Source organism: Streptomyces sp. NBC_01465 (assembly GCF_036227325.1).
Lineage (GTDB): Bacteria > Actinomycetota > Actinomycetes > Streptomycetales > Streptomycetaceae > Streptomyces.
Genome location: NZ_CP109467.1, coordinates 74311 through 91216, shown reverse-complemented (window position 1 = coordinate 91216; position 16906 = coordinate 74311). Strand labels below are relative to the sequence as shown.

Sequence of the window (16906 nt, the reverse complement as noted above, 5' to 3'; positions counted from 1 at the left end):
CAGTGATTCCGCTTTCGTTTGCACAGCGCCGCATGTGGCTCACGCAGCAACTGGAGGGCGGGGCAGAGACCTACAACATCTCCCCGGCCTTCCGGCTGACGGGGCCGCTGGACGAGGCGGCGCTCGTCGCCGCGGTCCGCGACGTGGTCGCCCGGCACGAGCCCCTGCGCACCACTTACGTGACCGACGACAACGACGAGCCCCACCAGCGGATCCTGCGGGCGGCGGAGGCCTCGGTGGACGTGCCCGTGGTCGATGTGGCGCCCGAGGACCTGAGCGGCGCGGTCGACGCGTTCATCGCGCACCGGTTCGACCTGATGGCCGACATCCCGTTCCGCGTACGGCTGTTCCGCTGCGCGCCGGAGGAGCACGTCCTGGTCCTCCTCATCCACCACATCGCCTCCGACGGCGTCTCGGGCGGGCCGCTGGCCCGCGACCTGACCACCGCCTACACCGCACGGCTCGACGGCAGGGCGCCGGAGTTCGAGCCGCTGCCCGTGACGTACAAGGACTACGCGCTGTGGCAGCGCGAGCTGCTCGGCGATGTGACGGACCCGGGCTCGCTGGCTGCTGCGCAGGCCGAGTACTGGCGCAAGGAACTCAGCGGAGTACCGCAGCCGTTGAGCCTGCCGCTGGACCGCCCGCGCCCCGCGACCCGCAACTCACAGGGCGACTCGCTCGGCCTCGAGGTGTCGGCCGAGGTCGCGGCCGGACTGCAGAAGCTGGCCGATGAGCGCGGGATGACCATGGCCATGGTCGTGCAGACCGCGCTCGGAGTGCTGCTGAGCAAGCTGGGCGGCGGCGACGACGTGACGATCGGCAACCCGATCGCCGGGCGGACCGACGAGGCGCTGGCCGACCTCGTCGGGCTCTTCGTCAACACCCAGGTGCTGCGCGTCGACCTCGCCGGCAACCCGTCCTTCGTCGACCTGCTCCCGCAGGTGCGGGACAAGGCCCTCGCCGCGTACGAGCACCAGGACGTGCCGTTCGAGACGCTGGTCGAGCTCATCAACCCCGACCGCTCCACGTCGTACCAGCCGCTGTTCCAGGTGATGTTCGCCTGGCAGAGCTTCGAGAAGGCGGAGTTCGAACTCCCCGGCCTCAAGGCGGAGTTCGAGCAGTTCCTCACCCAGACCTCCCTGGCAGACCTGTTCTTCAGCCTCGCCGTCACCGACTCGGGGACGCTGCGCGGCGACCTCATGTACGCGACCCAGCTCTTCGACCGCGACACGGCCGAGGAGATCGCCGCCCGGTTCGCCCGCGTCCTGGAGCAGGTCGCCGCCGCCCCGCAGGCGCCGCTCAGCACCATCGAGGTGCTAGGGGCGGACGAGCGGGACTGGCTCGTGCGGCGGGTCAACGACACGGCACATCCGGTGGCAGAGGGCACGCTGCCGGCCGCCTTCGAGGCGCAGGTCGAGCGGACCCCGGACGCGGTGGCGGTGATCGCCGAGAAGGAGACGCTGAGTTACGCCGAGTTCAACCGGAGGGCCAACCGCCTGGCGCACTGGCTGATCGAACAGGGCGCCGGCCCCGAGCAGCTGATCGCGGTGAAGATCCCGCGATCGGTCGAGCTGCTGGTCGCGGTCTACGGCGTGGTCAAGGCCGGTGCGGCGTACGTCCCGCTCGACACCGAGCTGCCCGAGGACCGCGTACGGCATGTGCTCGCGGGCGCCAAGCCGTTGCTGCTCCTCGACGGAGTCCTGCCGGACGTGTCCGCGTACCCGGACACGAACCCCGTACGGGAGCTGGCGCCCGACCACGCCGCGTACGTCATCTTCACCTCGGGCTCGACGGGCGGCCCGAAGGGCGTGCCCGTGGCGCACCGCTCGATCATGAACCGGATCGCCTGGGGCCTCGAGCACTTCGACGTCACGGTCGACGACCGCATGCTCATGAGCACGTCCGCGAGCTTCGACGCGTCGGTGCCGGAGATGTTCTCCAACCTGCAGATGGGCGCCTCGATCGTGGTGGCCAGCGCGGAGGGGCGCCGGGACCCGGCGTATCTCGCCGAGTTGATCCAGCGCGAGCGCGTGACAGGCGCGTTCTTCGTGCCCTCGCTGCTGTCCGCGTTCGTCACCGAGCCCGCGGCCGGCGACTGCTCCAGCCTGCGCTGGATCGAGGTGGCGGCGGAGGCGTTCCCGGCCGCGCTCGCCAACCGATTCGTGGAGATGCTGCCGGGCTGCTCGGCGAACAACCTGTACGGCCCCACCGAGGCGACCGTCGAGGTCACCGGCTGGGAGCACGTGCCCGGCGCGGACCGGGTGCCGATCGGCGCGCCCATCTGGAACAACCAGGTCTACGTACTCGACTCGGCGCTGCGCCCGGTCGCACCCGGCGTCGCGGGCGAGCTGTACCTCGCCGGAGCCTGCCTGGCGCGCGGCTACCTCGGGCAGACGGGGCTGACCTCCGAGCGGTTCGTGGCGTGCCCGTTCGGCGCGCCGGGGACCCGGATGTACCGCACCGGGGACCTGGTGAAGTGGAACAAGGACGGCCAGGTCGAGTACATGGGCCGCACCGACTCCCAGGTCAAGGTCCGCGGCTTCCGTATCGAACTCGGCGAGATCGACCACGTCCTGTCCGGACACCCCTCGGTCTCCCAGGCCGCCGTCGTGGTCCGCGAGGACCAGAAGGGCGACCAGCGCCTCGTCGCCTACGTCGAGCCCGACCCGGATGCCGCGGTGGTCGACGTCGCCGCCCAGGTGGGGGAGTGGAGTCGGGTCTTCGACGACAGCTTCGCGGACGCCCGGGAAGAGCCGTGGGGCGAGGACTTCCAGCAGTGGCAGACCGTGTACGACGGCGAGCAGATCCCCCTCGTACAGCTGCGGGAATGGCAGGACGCGGCGGCGGCACAGGTGCTGCGGTTCGCTCCCCGGCGGGTGCTGGAGATCGGGGTGGGCTCCGGCCTGCTCCTCGCGAAGGTCGTCGGCGAGGTCGACGAGTACTGGGGCACTGACCTCTCGTCGACCGCCGTGGACCGTCTCAGGGAGCAGGCCGACGAGGCCGGCTTCGGGGACCGGGTCCGGCTGAGCGCCCAGGCCGCCGACGACGTGTCCGGGCTGCCCGAGGGCGGGTTCGACACCGTCGTACTCAACTCGGTGGCGCAGTACTTCCCGAGCGCCGAGTACCTGGACCAGGTGCTGGACCAGGCCCTTCAACTCCTCGCGCCGGGCGGCCGGTTGATCGTCGGAGATGTCCGCAACGCTGCGACGCAGCGGCTGCTGGCGGCTGCCGAGGCGCGTGCCTCCCAGCCCTATGCCTCGCATGAAGAGGTACGGGCACTCGTGGAGCAGTCGCTGCTCGCCGAGCGGGAGCTGGTGGTAGCTCCGGAGTGGTTCGCCGAGTGGGCAGCGGGACGGTCCGCCGGCGTCGACATCCGGCTCAAGGCGGGCACGACGCACAACGCGCTGACCCGGCACCGTTACGAGGTCGTCCTGCACAAGGAGCCGGCCGGCGTACTCGACCTGTCCGCGGTGGAGTCGGTGACCTGGGGCCAGGAGGTCTCCGACCTGACCGGCCTCGGCGGCTTCGCGGCCCGGACGGGCGGCCCGGTGCGGTTGACCGGAATACCCAACGCCCGTCTGGTGGAGGAGGCCGCCGCGGCGACCTTCGCCGCCGTCGTCAGTACGGACGCACCTGCCGGGAAGCCGGTCGATCCCGAGGACATCGCCGCCTGGGCGCGGGAGAAGGGCCGGGAGGTGATCCTCACCTGGTCGGGCGACGCAGTCCACAACTTCGACGCGGTACTGCTGCCCGAGCCGCAGGCCGTCACCGGAGTGTTCGTTCCGAGCGGTGTCGCCGGGCGGATCCGGGCCAACGCCCCCGCCCTCGCGATCGCGATCGGTCCATTGGTCGAGGAACTGCCCGAGTATCTGCGCGGGCGCCTTCCCGACTACATGGTCCCGGCCGCCGTCGTACCGCTCTCCCAGCTCCCGCTGAACCCGGCCGGCAAGATCGACCGGAGCGCGCTGCCGAAGGAACACACCTCCACCGTCAGCACCGGCGAGCCGCGCAACTCCCACGAGGAGAAGCTCTGCGGCTTCTTCAGCGACCTGCTGGGCCTGGAGAGGGTCGGCATCAACGACGACTTCTTCGCGCTCGGCGGACACTCGCTCCTCGCGACCCGGCTCAGCGCCCGTATCCGCAAGCAGTTCGGCGCCGACATGCCGCTGCGGACGATCATCCAGTACCCCACGGTGGCCGAGCTGGCCGCGCTGATGCTCATCGGCAGCATCCCCGGCGACCACGCCGATTCGTTCGGGGTCGTGCTCCCGCTCAACAGGGATCCCGGCACGGGCAAGGAGCCGGTGTGGTTCGTCCACGGAGGCGGCGGCCTCGGCTGGGCGTTCTTCACCTTCGCACCGCACGTGCCCGACCGGGCGTGCTACGCCCTGCAGTCCCGCGGCTCCAACGGCACCGACCCCATGGCGGACTCGGTGCAGGAGATGGTCGAGGACTACGTCACCCAGATCCTCGCGATCCAGCCGGAAGGACCGTACAACCTCGTCGGCTGGTCCTTCGGCGGCCCGATCGCCCACGCCATGGCCGAGGAACTGGACCGGCGAGGACACCAGGTCGACCTCGTGGCCATCCTGGACACCCAGCCCGCGACCGGGACGGCGGACAACGGGTTCCAGCAGGTGTCCGGCCGGTCGAAGGAGCTCTACCGGGCGGACATCGAGGAAGTCTTCGGCCAGTTCATGAACACCAACAACATGGACAGCTTCCTGGACACCATGTCGAAGGTGGGCGCCAACAACCTGCAGAAGATGGGCGGTTTCGTCACCCCCGTGTACCGCGGCGACGTCCTGTACTTCAACGCGACGCTGGACAAGGTCGACGGGCTCACGTCGTACGGGCCCGAATGGCGGCCCTACATCCTCGGTTCGTACGAGCAGTACGACGTGGACGCCACCCACCACGACCTGCACATGCCCAAACCGGCGAGCCAGATCATGAAGATCGTCGCCCGCAAGCTGGCGCAGGCCGCCGAACAGACCAACGGATGACGGGAGTTCGGCCGAGATGACTCAACCCACACTGCTGTGCGTGCCGTTCGCAGGAGCGGGACCGTCGTTCTTCCACCCCTGGCGGGAGCTGGCCGGCGACCGGTGGCGGATCGCCACGGTCGACCTGCCCGGCAGGGAGCGGCGACTGCTGGAGGAGCCCTACCGCAACGTCGTGGAGGCGGCGAAGACCGAGGTCGACGCCGTCGCCGCCGACCTCGGCCCGGGGACCAGGACCGTGCTCTTCGGGCACAGCCTGGGCGCCGTGCTCGCGTATGAGCTGGTGCACCTGCTGAGCGCGCGCGGCATCCACGTCGAGCGGCTGATCGTCAGCGGTTCGCCGGGTCCGTGGACCCAGCGCGAGCGGCGGGCGGCAGGTCTGCGGGGCGATGAATTCCTCGCCAGGGTCGAGGAGTTCGCGGGATTCCGGCACGAGGCGCTCGACCACCCCGAGATGCGGGAACTGATCCTTCCCGCGCTGCAGGCCGACTGCGAGATGCACGAGGCATACGTCCCGAGCACCGACGAACCGGTGTCGGTGCCGATCTGCTCGGTGCGCGGCGACCACGACGGACTGGTCACCGCGGAAGAGGCGCAACAGTGGCGGGACGCGACCACGAGTGACTTCAACTATGTGGAGTTCCCCGGCGACCACATGTACCTCGTCGACCACGGCCGGGAGATTCTGGACCTGATCGAGTCGGAGTCCGCCGGCAGTCGGTAGAAGCTGAACGCGTTCTCCAGAAGGGCACCCGCCGCGGCGGGTGCCCTTCTCGCTGCCACGGCATCGAGAAGGACTCCAAGGCCATGTCAGCGGTGTGACAGGCCGGTGTCAGCCCCGCGCGGAGAGTAGGGGTATGAAGAGTTCCGCGATTGCAGTTTCCGGGCTGCGCAAGGCGTACGGCGACAAAGCCGTCCTCGACGGCATCGACTTCGAAGTCGCCGCAGGGTCGGTCTTCTCGCTGCTCGGCCCGAACGGGGCGGGCAAGACCACAACGGTGAACGTCCTGACGACGCTGCTTGCGGCCGACGCGGGGACAGTTGAAGTCGCCGGGCACGACGTGGTGCGCGCCACCAAGCAGGTGCGCGCGGCCATCGGCGTGACCGGGCAGTTCGCCGCAGTGGACGAACTGCTCTCCGGCCGGGAGAACCTGCAGCTGATGGCGGACCTGAAACGGGTGCGCTCCAGTGACAAGGTGGTCGGCGGGCTTCTCGACCGGTTCGATCTGGCGGAGTCGGCGGACAAGCTGTCCTCGACGTACTCCGGAGGCATGCGCCGCAAGCTGGACCTTGCGATGACGCTGGTCGGCAACCCGCAGATCATCTTCCTCGACGAGCCGACGACGGGACTCGACCCGCGCAGCCGGCGCACCATGTGGGACATCGTGCGGGAGCTGGTCGCCGAGGGCACCACGATCTTCCTCACCACCCAGTACCTGGAAGAGGCCGACCAGTTGGCCGACCGGATCGCGGTCCTCAACGGCGGCCGCCTGGTCGCCCAGGGAACGGCCGACGAGCTCAAGCGGCAGATCCCCGGCGCCCACGTCCGGCTGCGGTTCGCCGACGTCCACACGCTCGACGAGGCGGCCCGGGTGCTGGCCGGCTCCACGCGCGACGAGCAGGAGCTGACCCTCCGGGTGCCCAGCGACAGCGGGCTCAAGTCCCTGCAGGGACTGCTCGCGAGGCTCGACGAGCACACCATCGCCGGCGCCGTCGACTTCTCCGTGCACACCCCGGACCTCGACGACGTCTTCCTGGCCCTGACCGAACAGCCCGAACAGCCCGGACAACCCGGGGCCCTCACGAGCGAGCTTGCGAGCGAGCACCTGGACAAGGAGGCGATCGCGCAGTGAGCACTGCCTCGATCACGCTGGCCGACTCGGCGATCATGCTGCGCCGCAACGTCAAGCACACCCTGCGCAACCCCGTCACGGTGTTCAACGCCGTGCTGTTCCCCATCGTCCTCATGCTGATGTTCGTGAAGGTGCTCGGCGGCGGCTTCTCCGTCGGCGTCCCGTACATCGACTACGTGACACCCGGCCTGCTCGTCATGGCCATCAGCTACGGACTCGGAGCCACCGCGACCGAGGTGAACTCCGACATGACCAAGGGTGTCATCAACCGCCTGAAGGTCATGGACGTCTCCCGCGGGGCCATGCTCTCCGGCCACGTCATCATGACCACGCTGCGCGCCGTGGTGGCCTGCGCGGCCATCATCGGGGTCGCGTTCCTGATGGGCTTCGACCCGGGCGCCAGCGCCGTGCAGTGGCTCGGTGTTCTCGGAATGGTCGTACTGCTCGGCTTCGCGGCGAGCTGGCTGACCGTCGCCATGGGGCTGGCCGCCAAGACCGTCGAGTCCGCGGGCATGGCCACCGTGCCGCTGATCATGCTGCCGTTCCTGAGCAGCGCGTTCGTACCCGCCGACACGATGGGTGCCGGTGTGAAGCAGTTCGTGGAGTACCAGCCCTTCACCCCGATCATCGAGACGCTGCGCGGCCTCCTCGCCGGCAACCCCCAGACGGGCGACACCGTCGCGGCCGTCGCCTGGTGCCTCGGGATCGCCCTCCTCGGCTACGTGTGGGCGGTCGCCACCTTCAAGAAGCGCGCCTGACCCGACACACGAAGGCCCCCGGACGCGAGGCGTCCGGGGGCCTTTCGGTGTTGTTCAGGCGCGCCCGGCGACGACCGGCTGCTTCGCGCGCTGGTCCTGGACGAGCGCACCGAGCCGCTCGACACCCAGGGCGATCTGCTCGGGGGTGAGCACGCTGAAGGAGAGCCGGGCCTGGTGGAAGCCGCCGGTGCCCCCGTAGAAGTGGTGCATGGGCGTCCACAGCACGCCGAACCGCGAGGCCGAGTACTCGAGCATCGCGTCGTCCGCGGGGAACGGCAGCGTGAGGACGACGAACATCCCGCCCTCCGGCGTGTTCCACGAGACATCACCCGGCAGGCCCGCCACCGGCTCGAAGACGGACCGCAGACTGCCCAGCATGGTGGCCAGGTTCTGTCGGTAGACCTCGGCCTCGCGCGCGGTGGCGCGCTTCAGGCTGCACCCGTTCTCCAGGAGATAGCCGCCGATGACCGCCTGGGCGACCGTCGAGGTGTTCAGCGTGACCATGCTCTTCAGCTTGGCAAGGTGGTCGGCGAGGAGCATGGGGGGCTCGGGGCGGGCCCCGTCCGACGTCACCGTCTGGTCCGCGATGACGTAGCCCACGCGCGCTCCGGCGAAGGCGGACTTCGCGAACGAGCCCAGATGGATCACCTGATGCTGCTCGTCCAGCGCCTTGAGCATGGGCAGTTGGGGGGCGCTGCCCCGGAACAGCGTGTAGGGGTTGTCCTCGATGACGAAGATCTGCTCCCGCTCGGCGAGCTGGAGCAGGGCGATCCGGTCCACCAGCGACATGGTCGCGCCGCTCGGGTTGGCGAAGTCGGGGACGACGTAACAGGCGCGCGGCCGCAGCCCCTCGCGCCGTGCCGCCCGTATCTGCCGCTCCAGGTCCTCGAGATCGATGCCGCCGTCGTGCTCCCGTACGGAGCGGACCGGAGCGCCGGCCACCCGGGCCGCGCCGATGAACCCCACATAGTTGGGTGTCGCGGCCAGGATCACGTCACGCGGGTCCCGGACCAGGGCGCGCAGCAGGAGCAGCATCGCCTCCTGGCAGCCGGTGGTCACCACGATGCTCTCCGGGTCCACGGTGAGACCCTCGTCGACCTCGAGCTGGCGCGCTATGAGCTCGTGGATAAACCCTTTGGTGCGCCCGTACTGGAAGAAAGTGCGCCGCACCTGCTCCCCGGAAAGGCCTTTGTCCTCTTCGAGATGGCGTCGGAACGTCGCGAGGTGCTGGGACAGATTCGCTACGTCGTAGAAGCCTTCGAACGGCCGGCCAGCCGAAAAGGAGACGGCTTCGGGGAATCTTCCCGCGAGCTCGTTGAGCAGCGTCATGGAGGTGAGCGCGGGATCGTCGACCGACTCGTGCAAGTCGGTCACATTCAGCCGAATCGGCCCTGGTTTCATGGACATAGTCACGCCATCCTCATCCGCTGCGGCCTCGTCGGGGCCCTCAAGAATATAGGGCGTGTCCCGTCGACAGGACAGTATCGGCGGCTTGAATACACCGGCCAAGAGGCTTGAGTTATCAGGGCGTTGACACCCCCAGGGCCGCCGGACAGAGTGTGGGACTGTTGGGGAGCGGCCACAGCAGCTGCGTATCAGGGAAATGCGCGGCTCCATGAACTCGTTCCGCGCGGCAAGCGGTACCTGACACCTCATAAGGAGCTGAGACATGACCACACTTGTGGGCGATGCCGTTCTCGAAAAGGCTGCGGCGGAATACGCCGAGCAGGGTTTCTCCATCATTCGCAACGTCGTTCCGAAGGACCTCCTCGAAGAGGTGGCCGCCCACGTCGACTGGCTGACACGTAAGTACCCGGACCTCCGTCCCGAGCACTTCCACCACCCGCTGATCCGCAATGACGCCTTCTGGGCGCGGCTGGTCTCCGAATCCCGTCTGGTGGACATCGCGGAGTTCTTCCTCGGCCCGGACGTGGCGTCCTTCACCGCGCATTACATCTGCAAGCCCCCGTACGACGGACAGCCCGTGCTCTGGCACCAGGACGGCGCGTACTGGCCGCTGAGCCCGATGGAGGCGCTCACGGTGTGGCTGGCCGTCGACGAGAGCACCACCGAGAACGGCTGCCTGCGGATGATCCCCGGCAGCCACGTGCTGCCGCTGCACAAGCCGTCGTCCCGTACGGACACCGCCAACATGCTGTTCTCGTCCTCCGACGAGAACCTGGTGCGGGAGTGGGCCGAGGAGCACGGCGTCGTCGACATCGAGCTCCAGCCGGGCGACGTCTCGATCCACCACCCCAACCTGCTGCACTGCTCGGAGCCGAACACCTCCGCCAAGCGGCGGTGCGGTCTGGACATGGGCTACATCTCGACCGCCACGCGGATCCACGGCGACGGGGTCTACCTCGACCCGCTGCTGGTGCGCGGATCGGACCGCAGCGGCACCAACAGCTACCGCCCGTTCCCGACGTACCAGCAGGGCGAGACGATCGGGTTCGACGGCCAGGACGAGTGGGACGACAAGGTCGCCGTGCTGAACGCGGCGCTTCCGTCGCAGTCCACGGCCGCTGTCACCGAGAGCCCGATCGAGACGACCCGGCACATGATCGACCGTCTGCGCGCGGGCACCACCAGCCGCTGACGGAAGCCGCACACGGCCCGAGGGCCCGCCGCAGTCGTATGCGGCGGGCCCTCGGGCCGTGTGCGCGCAGGGCGGACACCCTGCGCAGGCTCACCAGTCGAACACCTCGCCGTCGCCGCGCTTCTCGACGCAGTACATACGGAAGCTCTCGGCCCTGGCGACCAGGTCGGCGTCGCCGGAACGGCGCGCGGCCTCGATGTACCAGTCGTACGCCGCGGTGGAGTGCGCCTGCCGTACGAAGTGGAGCTCGGCGAACCGGCGGAAGGCGGCCGGCATCGTCGCCGGGGTGAAGTCCGCGCCGGAGGCGACGAGTTCCTCGATCTCCGCCGCGGTCGGCTCGGGCCGATCCATGATGCGGACCGGCAGCTCCGCGGGGATGTCCCCGCGGATCTCCAGGGGCTCCCCGGTGTCCGAGAAGTCCAGGCAGAGGGAGAGCCGGGCCGTCGACGACGTACTGCGCGCCGAATGCGGGTCGGTCGAGTGGATCTTCCACACTTCGCCGCGGCGAATGTGGTAAACGGAGTCGTTCTCCGAGTGCAGGGACTCCTCACTGGTGCGCAGCGGAACCTGCAGCCTGATTCCCGGCTTGGCCCATTCCAGGAAGTCGACGTGCGGGGCGATGATTCCGTCGCGGAGTGCGAAGATGCGCACCCATTGAAGCCGGTCCAACGGGAAGTGCTCGGTCACCAGGGACATGATGTTCGGGAGCTTCTTGCCCAGCTCGGTGAGGGACAGTTCGCCCTCGTGCGGGCGGAAGGAGTTGTCGGTCTCGGCACCGGTTCCGTTGGCCAGGACATGCGACGACCATGACCCGAAGGTGAATACGTCGTATTCTCCGCTGTATTCATGTCCGTCCACGACGGGCAACTCGGATTCCACGTCGTACGAGTCGATGGGTAGTACCGCCAGTCGTTGCGACTTGAGCAAGGAAATCCCCTCCACCACATGTTTTTCGGACGCACACGGATGCTTCTGGTGTTTTCTACCGGCCGTCACCATAATTCTCCGCAGATGCGGATGGCAATGATGCGACCGGTCCCTGCCGGTGCCGGTGTGCGAAGCCGGTGCCGCCGACACGTCGACACCCGGTTTGAGCTGGGGCGGATGTGCCCGGCGCTGTCCTGTCGGCGGGACAACCGCTGCCCGGCAGCCGGTTTGCGCTGTCATCTCTTGCCTGGGGTTTCCCCGGCCATCTACCTTGGCGTCGCGGTGACTTCGCAGGCCTATTCCAAAGGCGTCCGGCAGAGGAATGGAAAGGGTGGCAATGGAATCGTCACAACGACAGGTCGCGGTGTCGAGCGCGCCGGCCTCGCTCGCACTGGAAGTCGCCGCGCTGTGGGGAGAACACCTCGACGGCCGTGAAGTCGGCCCCGAGGACGACTTCTTCGCACTCGGCGGCAATTCCCTGACCGGAATAAAAATCATCGACCAGGTGGCGCAGACCTACGGCGTCCAGCTGTCCGTACGCGACTTCTACCTGGCACAGACCCCGGTCCGTGTCGCCGAACTGATCGAGCAGGGGAGGGCCGGCACGTGAGGCTGACGCCGGGGCCCGCGCGCGACGTCGACCTCGACAGCGTCGACCTGTTCGACCTCGACCTGTACACCTCGGGCGATCCGCACCCCGTCTGGGACGTCATGCGCGAGAGGGCGCCCCTGCACCACCAAGTCCTCCCCGACGGACGCGAGTTCTGGTCGGTGACCCGCTACGAGGACGTCCACCGCGTGCTCGCCGACCACCGCGAGTTCACCTCCGAGCGCGGCACGGTGCCCACCCACCTCGGGACGGACGACGTCGCGGCGGGCGTGCTGATGACCTCCACCGACCCGCCCCGGCACACCGAGGTCCGCCGGCCGCTCGGCTCCAAGCTCACCGCCCGCGCGGTCAAGTCCTGGGAGGACAAGATCCGCGGGACGGTCGTACGTTTCCTCCAGCCCGCGCTCGACGGCGAACCCTTCGACCTGGCCGAACAGGCGCTGCTCCTCCCCGCGATGGTCACGGGCCCGCTCCTGGGCATCCCGGAACAGGACTGGGAAGAGCTCGTCCAGCTGACCGCGATGGTGACGGCGCCCTCCGACCGCCACTTCAAACTCGGCAGCGAAGCGGCGACCCTTGCCATCTCCCACCACGAGCTCGTCACCTACGTGAAGGAATGGGTCTCGAAGCGGCGGTCGGACGGCAGCGAGGGCGACAGCCTGCTCCACCACCTCATGAACGTCCTTCCCGGCGGTGCCCCGCTGTCCGACGAGGAGATCGCCCTCGACGGCTACAGCATTCTCCTGGGCGCCAACGTCACGACGCCGCACACCGTTTCGGGCACCGTGCAGGCGCTCATCGAGAGGCCCGAGCAGTTCGAGAAGGCGCAGGCGGATCCCACACTGATCCCGAACCTCGTGGAGGAGGGGCTGCGCTGGTCGTCGGCCGCATGCAACTTCATGCGGTACGCGGTCGACGACGTCCAGATCGCCGGCGGCACGATCCCGGCCCGCGGCGCGGTCGTCGCCTGGATCGGGTCGGCCAACCGGGACGCGTCCCAGTTCCCCGACCCGCACACCTTCGACATCACGCGCAGCAACGCCAAGCGCCAGGCCGCCTTCGGGTTCGGGCCGCACTTCTGCATCGGGGCGCCCCTGGCCCGGATGACCCTGCGGATCTTCTTCGAGGAACTGCTCCAGCGGTTCGGTTCGATCGAACTCGCCGGTGAGCCCGAGCACTTGCGCTCGTACTTCATCGCCGGGATGACCCACCTCCCCATCGTCGCCAAGAAACGAATGACGCCATGACCACCGGCTCCACCACCGCCGCTTCGCCGTGGTTCGTCCGGCCGCCGTCCACCGACCACCCCGCCCGGATCTTCTGCTTCCCCTTCTCCGGGTCCGGGGCATCCGCCTTCAGCGCCTGGCCGGCCGCGCTCGACGACGTCGAGGTCTGCCCGGTGCAGTTCCCCGGCCGCGAGAACCGTCTCGGCCATCAGCACTACGGCACCTACGAGAACCTCGCCGCCGAGCTCGTCGAACCCCTGACGCCGCTGACCGGGGAGCCGTTCGCGTTCTTCGGACACTGCGCCGGGGCCCTGCCCGCGTACGAGACCGTGCTGCGGCTCGCCGAACTCGGCCTGCCCACACCGGACTGTCTGTTCGTGTCGGGCCAGCCGGCACCGCACGACGCCTCGCGCGACCGGATGCTCACCATGTCCGAGTCCGAACTGCGCGCCGAGGTCGAGGCGTTCGTCCGCAGCAGGGGCATCGAGCCACGCCCCGACATGGTCGATCTTGGCCTCATGGTGCTGCTGCGCGATCACGCGGCAGCCGGTGCGTACCGGCGTGAGAAGCCGGTCGCCGTGGACTGCCCCGTCGTCGTACTGCACTGGCGGGACGACCCCGACGTGAGCCTCGAGGAGCTCCAGGGGTGGCGCCAGTACGCGGACTCGGTCGAGTTCCGGGAGATCGACGGCGGCCACTACGACTTCATGGACGCGCCGGACGAGCTGCGGAAGTTGTTGACCTGCTGGCGGTGAGCGCAGTGCATCCGCCCGTGACAGCCGTACACCGAGGGAACCGGAAGGAACGCGTATGAGTGGCGCAGCCGCCGACATTGCCGTGATCGGGATGTCGTGCCGCTTTCCCGGTGTGCAGAACCTGGCCGAGTTCTGGAGTCTGCTCCTGGAAGGGCGTTCGACGATCGGAACGTTCCCGGGGCCACGGGCGGCCGACGCGAACTCCCGGTACGCGTCCCATCCGGACGCCGCCACCCTGGGCTCGGGTTCGTTCCTCGACTCCATCGACGGGTTCGACGCCGGATTCTTCGGCACGGGACCGGCCGAAGCGGCCGCCATGGACCCGGTTCAGCGCCTGGGCCTCGAGCTCGCCTGGGAGGCGGTCGAAGACGCGCGCGTCCCGGCGGCCGACCTCGCGGGCCGCGAGATCGATGTCGTGGTCGGCGCCGCGCCCTCCGGGTACGAGCTGCTGCGCAAACTCTCCGGGAGCGACCAGGACGACCACTACGCCGCGCTCGGCTCCAGCGGCGCTCTGATCGCGAACCGCATCTCGAATCTCTTCGACGTACGCGGTATGAGCTTCTGCGCGGACTCGGGCCAGTCCTCCTCCCTGGTGTCGCTGGCGCTGACCTGCGAGCGGATACGGTCCGGCGCCGTCGACCTGGCGATCGCCGGCGGTGTGCACCAGATCGTCGACCCGGAAGCGGGCATCGGCCTGGCCAATCTGGGCGCCCTGTCGCCGGACGGCCGCTGCTTCCCCTTCGACGAACGGGCCAACGGCTTCATCCGCGGGGAGGGCGGGGCGTTCGTGCTGCTGAAGCGGCTCGACCTCGCCGTCGCCGACGGCGATCACATCTACGCGGTGGTACGCGGCTGGGGTGTCGCAGGTGCGGGCGCATCCCCACGGATGCCGGACCCCAGCCCCACCGGGCAGGCGGCGGCCGTACGGTCGGCTCTCCGGAGCGCGGACGTGCCGTTCGACGGCATCGACTACGTGGAGGCCCACGGCACCGGCACCCGGCGCGGTGATCCGGCGGAGACAGCCGGTCTGCGCCAGGTGATCCAGGAGGCCGGACGCAGCCGCACCCTGGTGATCGGCTCGGCGAAGGCGAACGTCGGGCATCTGGAGCCCGCCGCCGGAATCGTCGGCTTCGTGAAGGCCGCGCTCTGCGTGGACCGCGCCCGCCTCGTCCCGAATCCGAACTTCCGCTCCCCGAACCCCGCCATCCCCGACTTCCACGAGGACTTCGAAGTCCTCCGCGCGGTACGCCCCTGGCCGGGCGAGCCGGGCAGGCCACGACGGGCGGGAGTCTCGTCGATCGGGATGGGCGGCACCAACGCCCACGTGATCCTCGAACAGGCCCCCGATGCGGTCATGGAGCCCCCCTCCACCGGCGACCTCGGCGTGGTGCCGTGGGTGCTGTCGGCACGCTCGGAGCCCGCCCTGCGCGAGCAGGCGGCCCGGCTGCGGGAGCTCGTGGCCGAAGACGCGTCACTGTCGGCGGCCGATGTGGGGCACTCCCTGGTGGCCACACGGTCGTCGTTCGAGCACCGGGCGGTGGTCCTGGCAGGAGACCGCGAGGAGGCGCTGGCCGGCCTCGACCTGGTGTCGGCGGGCAACGCTGCGGCACGGGTGGTGCGCGGGGTGGCCACGGGCCGGTCGGGTCCGCTCGTCTTCGTTTTTCCCGGGCAGGGTTCCCAATGGCTCGGCATGGGGCGGCAGTTGTACGCGGAGTCGGAGGTCTTCGCCCGCTCAATCGACGCGTGCGCGCGTGCTCTGGCTCCCTGGCTGGACTGGTCGCTGGTCGACCTGGTGACCGGCGCGGACTCGGCGCCGTCGCTGGATCGCGGGGACACCGTGGTCCAGCCCGCGCTGTTCGCGATGATGGTGTCGCTCGCGGAGTTGTGGCGGTCGTGGGGCGTGGTGCCCGATGTGGTCGTGGGGCATTCGCAGGGAGAGATTGCCGCGGCGTGCGCGTCGGGTGCGCTCTCTCTCGAGGACGCGGCGCGGATCGTTGCCCGGCGCACCCATGCTCTGGCCGCTCTGACCACCCCTGGCGGAATGACCGCGGTGGCCGCACCTCTGGAATGGGTCAAGGACCGGCTGGGCCGGTGGCCCGGACGGCTGTCCGTGGCCGCGGTCAACGGGCCGGAGTCCGTGGTGATCTCCGGGGAACCCGAGGCTCTGGACGAGTTCGCCGCGCTGGCGGCTGCTGAGAGCGTCCGGGTGCGCCGGGTCAGGATCAAGTACGCGTCCCACTCCCACCACGTGGAAAGCATCCGCGATCGGGTGCTCGAGGCCGCCGCGGGTGTCACACCGCGCGAAACGCCGGTGGAGTTCCGGTCGACTGTCACCGGAGGAGTGCTCGACCCCCGCGTGCTCGACGCCTCGTACTGGTACGACAACCTGCGCTCCACGGTCCGGTTCGGCGAGGTCGTCGAGAACCTGATGCGGGAGCGCGGTGGCGTGTACGTAGAGGTCAGCCCGCATCCCGTACTCCAGGTCGCGATGGAGGAAGTCGCCGACGTGCTGGCCAGTCCGCCCCCCGTGGTGTCCACCCTGAGCAGGCACGACGGGAGCGCGGGCAAGGTCCTGGCCTCGCTCGCCGAACTCCACGTACGCGGTGTGCCGGTGAACTGGAAAGCCGTCTTCGCCGCAGGCCGGCCGCGGCGGATCGGCCTGCCGACGTACGCCTTCCAGCGGCAGCGGTACTGGCTGACAGCACCCGCCGACACCGACACCCCCGTCGACCCCGCCCCGCAACCCCGACCCGCCGACCTGGACTCGCCGTCAGCGGTCCTCGCGCTCGTGTGCGCGGAGACGGCGGCCCTGCTGAGCACCAAGGGCGCGGGTCTGACGGGCGCCGACCTCGAGGTGCGGTCGACCGAAACCTTCAAGGCGCTGGGCTTCGACTCCTCGATGGCCGTGGAGCTGCGGAACCGGCTCAACGCGGTGGCCGGAGTCCGGCTGCCTGCCACCGTCGCATTCACGTACCCCACCCCGCACAAGCTCGCGCTCCAGCTCCACTCCCTCCTCGAACCCCAGGCGCCCGACGCCCCGGAGCCGGCGGAGGAAGCGACCCTGCAAGGCCGCAGCGACGACGATCTCTACGCCCTGATCGACCGCGGATACGTATAGCCGCACCCGTTCTTCCAAGCAACTGTTGAAGGAGGCCCCTGGTGGAGGAAGTCGACA

The 16906-nt window shown here is 69.4% G+C and carries 11 protein-coding genes; 9 read left to right on the top strand and 2 right to left on the bottom strand.

Annotated elements, in window-relative coordinates:
- Positions 1 to 2 precede the first annotated feature (2 nt).
- From OG707_RS00355 to OG707_RS00340, 4 genes are all read left to right on the top strand, one after another.
- A complete protein-coding gene (locus tag OG707_RS00355) occupies positions 3 to 5006 on the top strand; it encodes a non-ribosomal peptide synthetase (RefSeq protein ID WP_329113000.1) in 5004 nt (1667 codons plus the stop codon).
- 16 nt (positions 5007 to 5022) lie between these two features.
- Positions 5023 to 5727 carry a thioesterase II family protein gene (locus OG707_RS00350; protein WP_329112997.1) on the top strand — a complete coding sequence of 235 codons (705 nt, stop codon included), beginning with the start codon at positions 5023 to 5025 and terminating at the stop codon, positions 5725 to 5727.
- A gap of 133 nt (positions 5728 to 5860) precedes the next feature.
- Positions 5861 to 6856 (top strand): ATP-binding cassette domain-containing protein, encoded by a 996-nt coding sequence (locus OG707_RS00345; protein ID WP_329112995.1) that lies wholly within the window; start codon positions 5861 to 5863, stop codon positions 6854 to 6856.
- Positions 6853 to 7614: an ABC transporter permease gene (locus OG707_RS00340; RefSeq protein ID WP_329112993.1), complete on the top strand. Its 762-nt coding sequence runs from the start codon at positions 6853 to 6855 to the stop codon at positions 7612 to 7614. Before OG707_RS00345 ends, OG707_RS00340 begins: the two co-directional genes overlap by 4 nt.
- Before the next feature lie 54 nt (positions 7615 to 7668).
- On the opposite strand, the gene OG707_RS00335 is transcribed toward OG707_RS00340, so the two are convergent.
- Entirely contained in the window at positions 7669 to 8988 is a 1320-nt protein-coding gene (locus OG707_RS00335; protein WP_329112991.1) for an aminotransferase-like domain-containing protein, read from the bottom strand.
- A gap of 295 nt (positions 8989 to 9283) precedes the next feature.
- On the opposite strand from OG707_RS00335, the gene OG707_RS00330 reads away from it, so the two are divergent.
- Positions 9284 to 10213 (top strand): phytanoyl-CoA dioxygenase family protein, encoded by a 930-nt coding sequence (locus OG707_RS00330; RefSeq protein WP_329112989.1) that lies wholly within the window; start codon positions 9284 to 9286, stop codon positions 10211 to 10213.
- A gap of 90 nt (positions 10214 to 10303) precedes the next feature.
- On the opposite strand, the gene OG707_RS00325 is transcribed toward OG707_RS00330, so the two are convergent.
- Positions 10304 to 11140: a putative nonproteinogenic amino acid hydroxylase gene (locus tag OG707_RS00325; RefSeq protein ID WP_329112988.1), complete on the bottom strand. Its 837-nt coding sequence runs from the start codon at positions 11138 to 11140 to the stop codon at positions 10304 to 10306.
- Positions 11141 to 11477: 337 nt separating this feature from the next.
- Here OG707_RS00325 and OG707_RS00320 point away from each other — a divergent pair, with 337 nt between their 5' ends.
- From OG707_RS00320 to OG707_RS00305, 4 genes are read left to right on the top strand one after another with little or no spacing between them, the layout of a single operon-like run.
- On the top strand, positions 11478 to 11750 hold the full coding sequence (locus tag OG707_RS00320) for an acyl carrier protein (protein WP_329112985.1): 273 nt from the start codon (positions 11478 to 11480) through the stop codon (positions 11748 to 11750).
- Entirely contained in the window at positions 11747 to 12997 is a 1251-nt protein-coding gene (locus OG707_RS00315; protein WP_329112983.1) for a cytochrome P450, read from the top strand. Before OG707_RS00320 ends, OG707_RS00315 begins: the two co-directional genes overlap by 4 nt.
- Entirely contained in the window at positions 12994 to 13731 is a 738-nt protein-coding gene (locus OG707_RS00310; protein ID WP_329112981.1) for a thioesterase II family protein, read from the top strand. Before OG707_RS00315 ends, OG707_RS00310 begins: the two co-directional genes overlap by 4 nt.
- A gap of 55 nt (positions 13732 to 13786) precedes the next feature.
- Positions 13787 to 16849: a type I polyketide synthase gene (locus OG707_RS00305; RefSeq protein WP_329112979.1), complete on the top strand. Its 3063-nt coding sequence runs from the start codon at positions 13787 to 13789 to the stop codon at positions 16847 to 16849.
- Positions 16850 to 16906 lie beyond the last annotated feature (57 nt).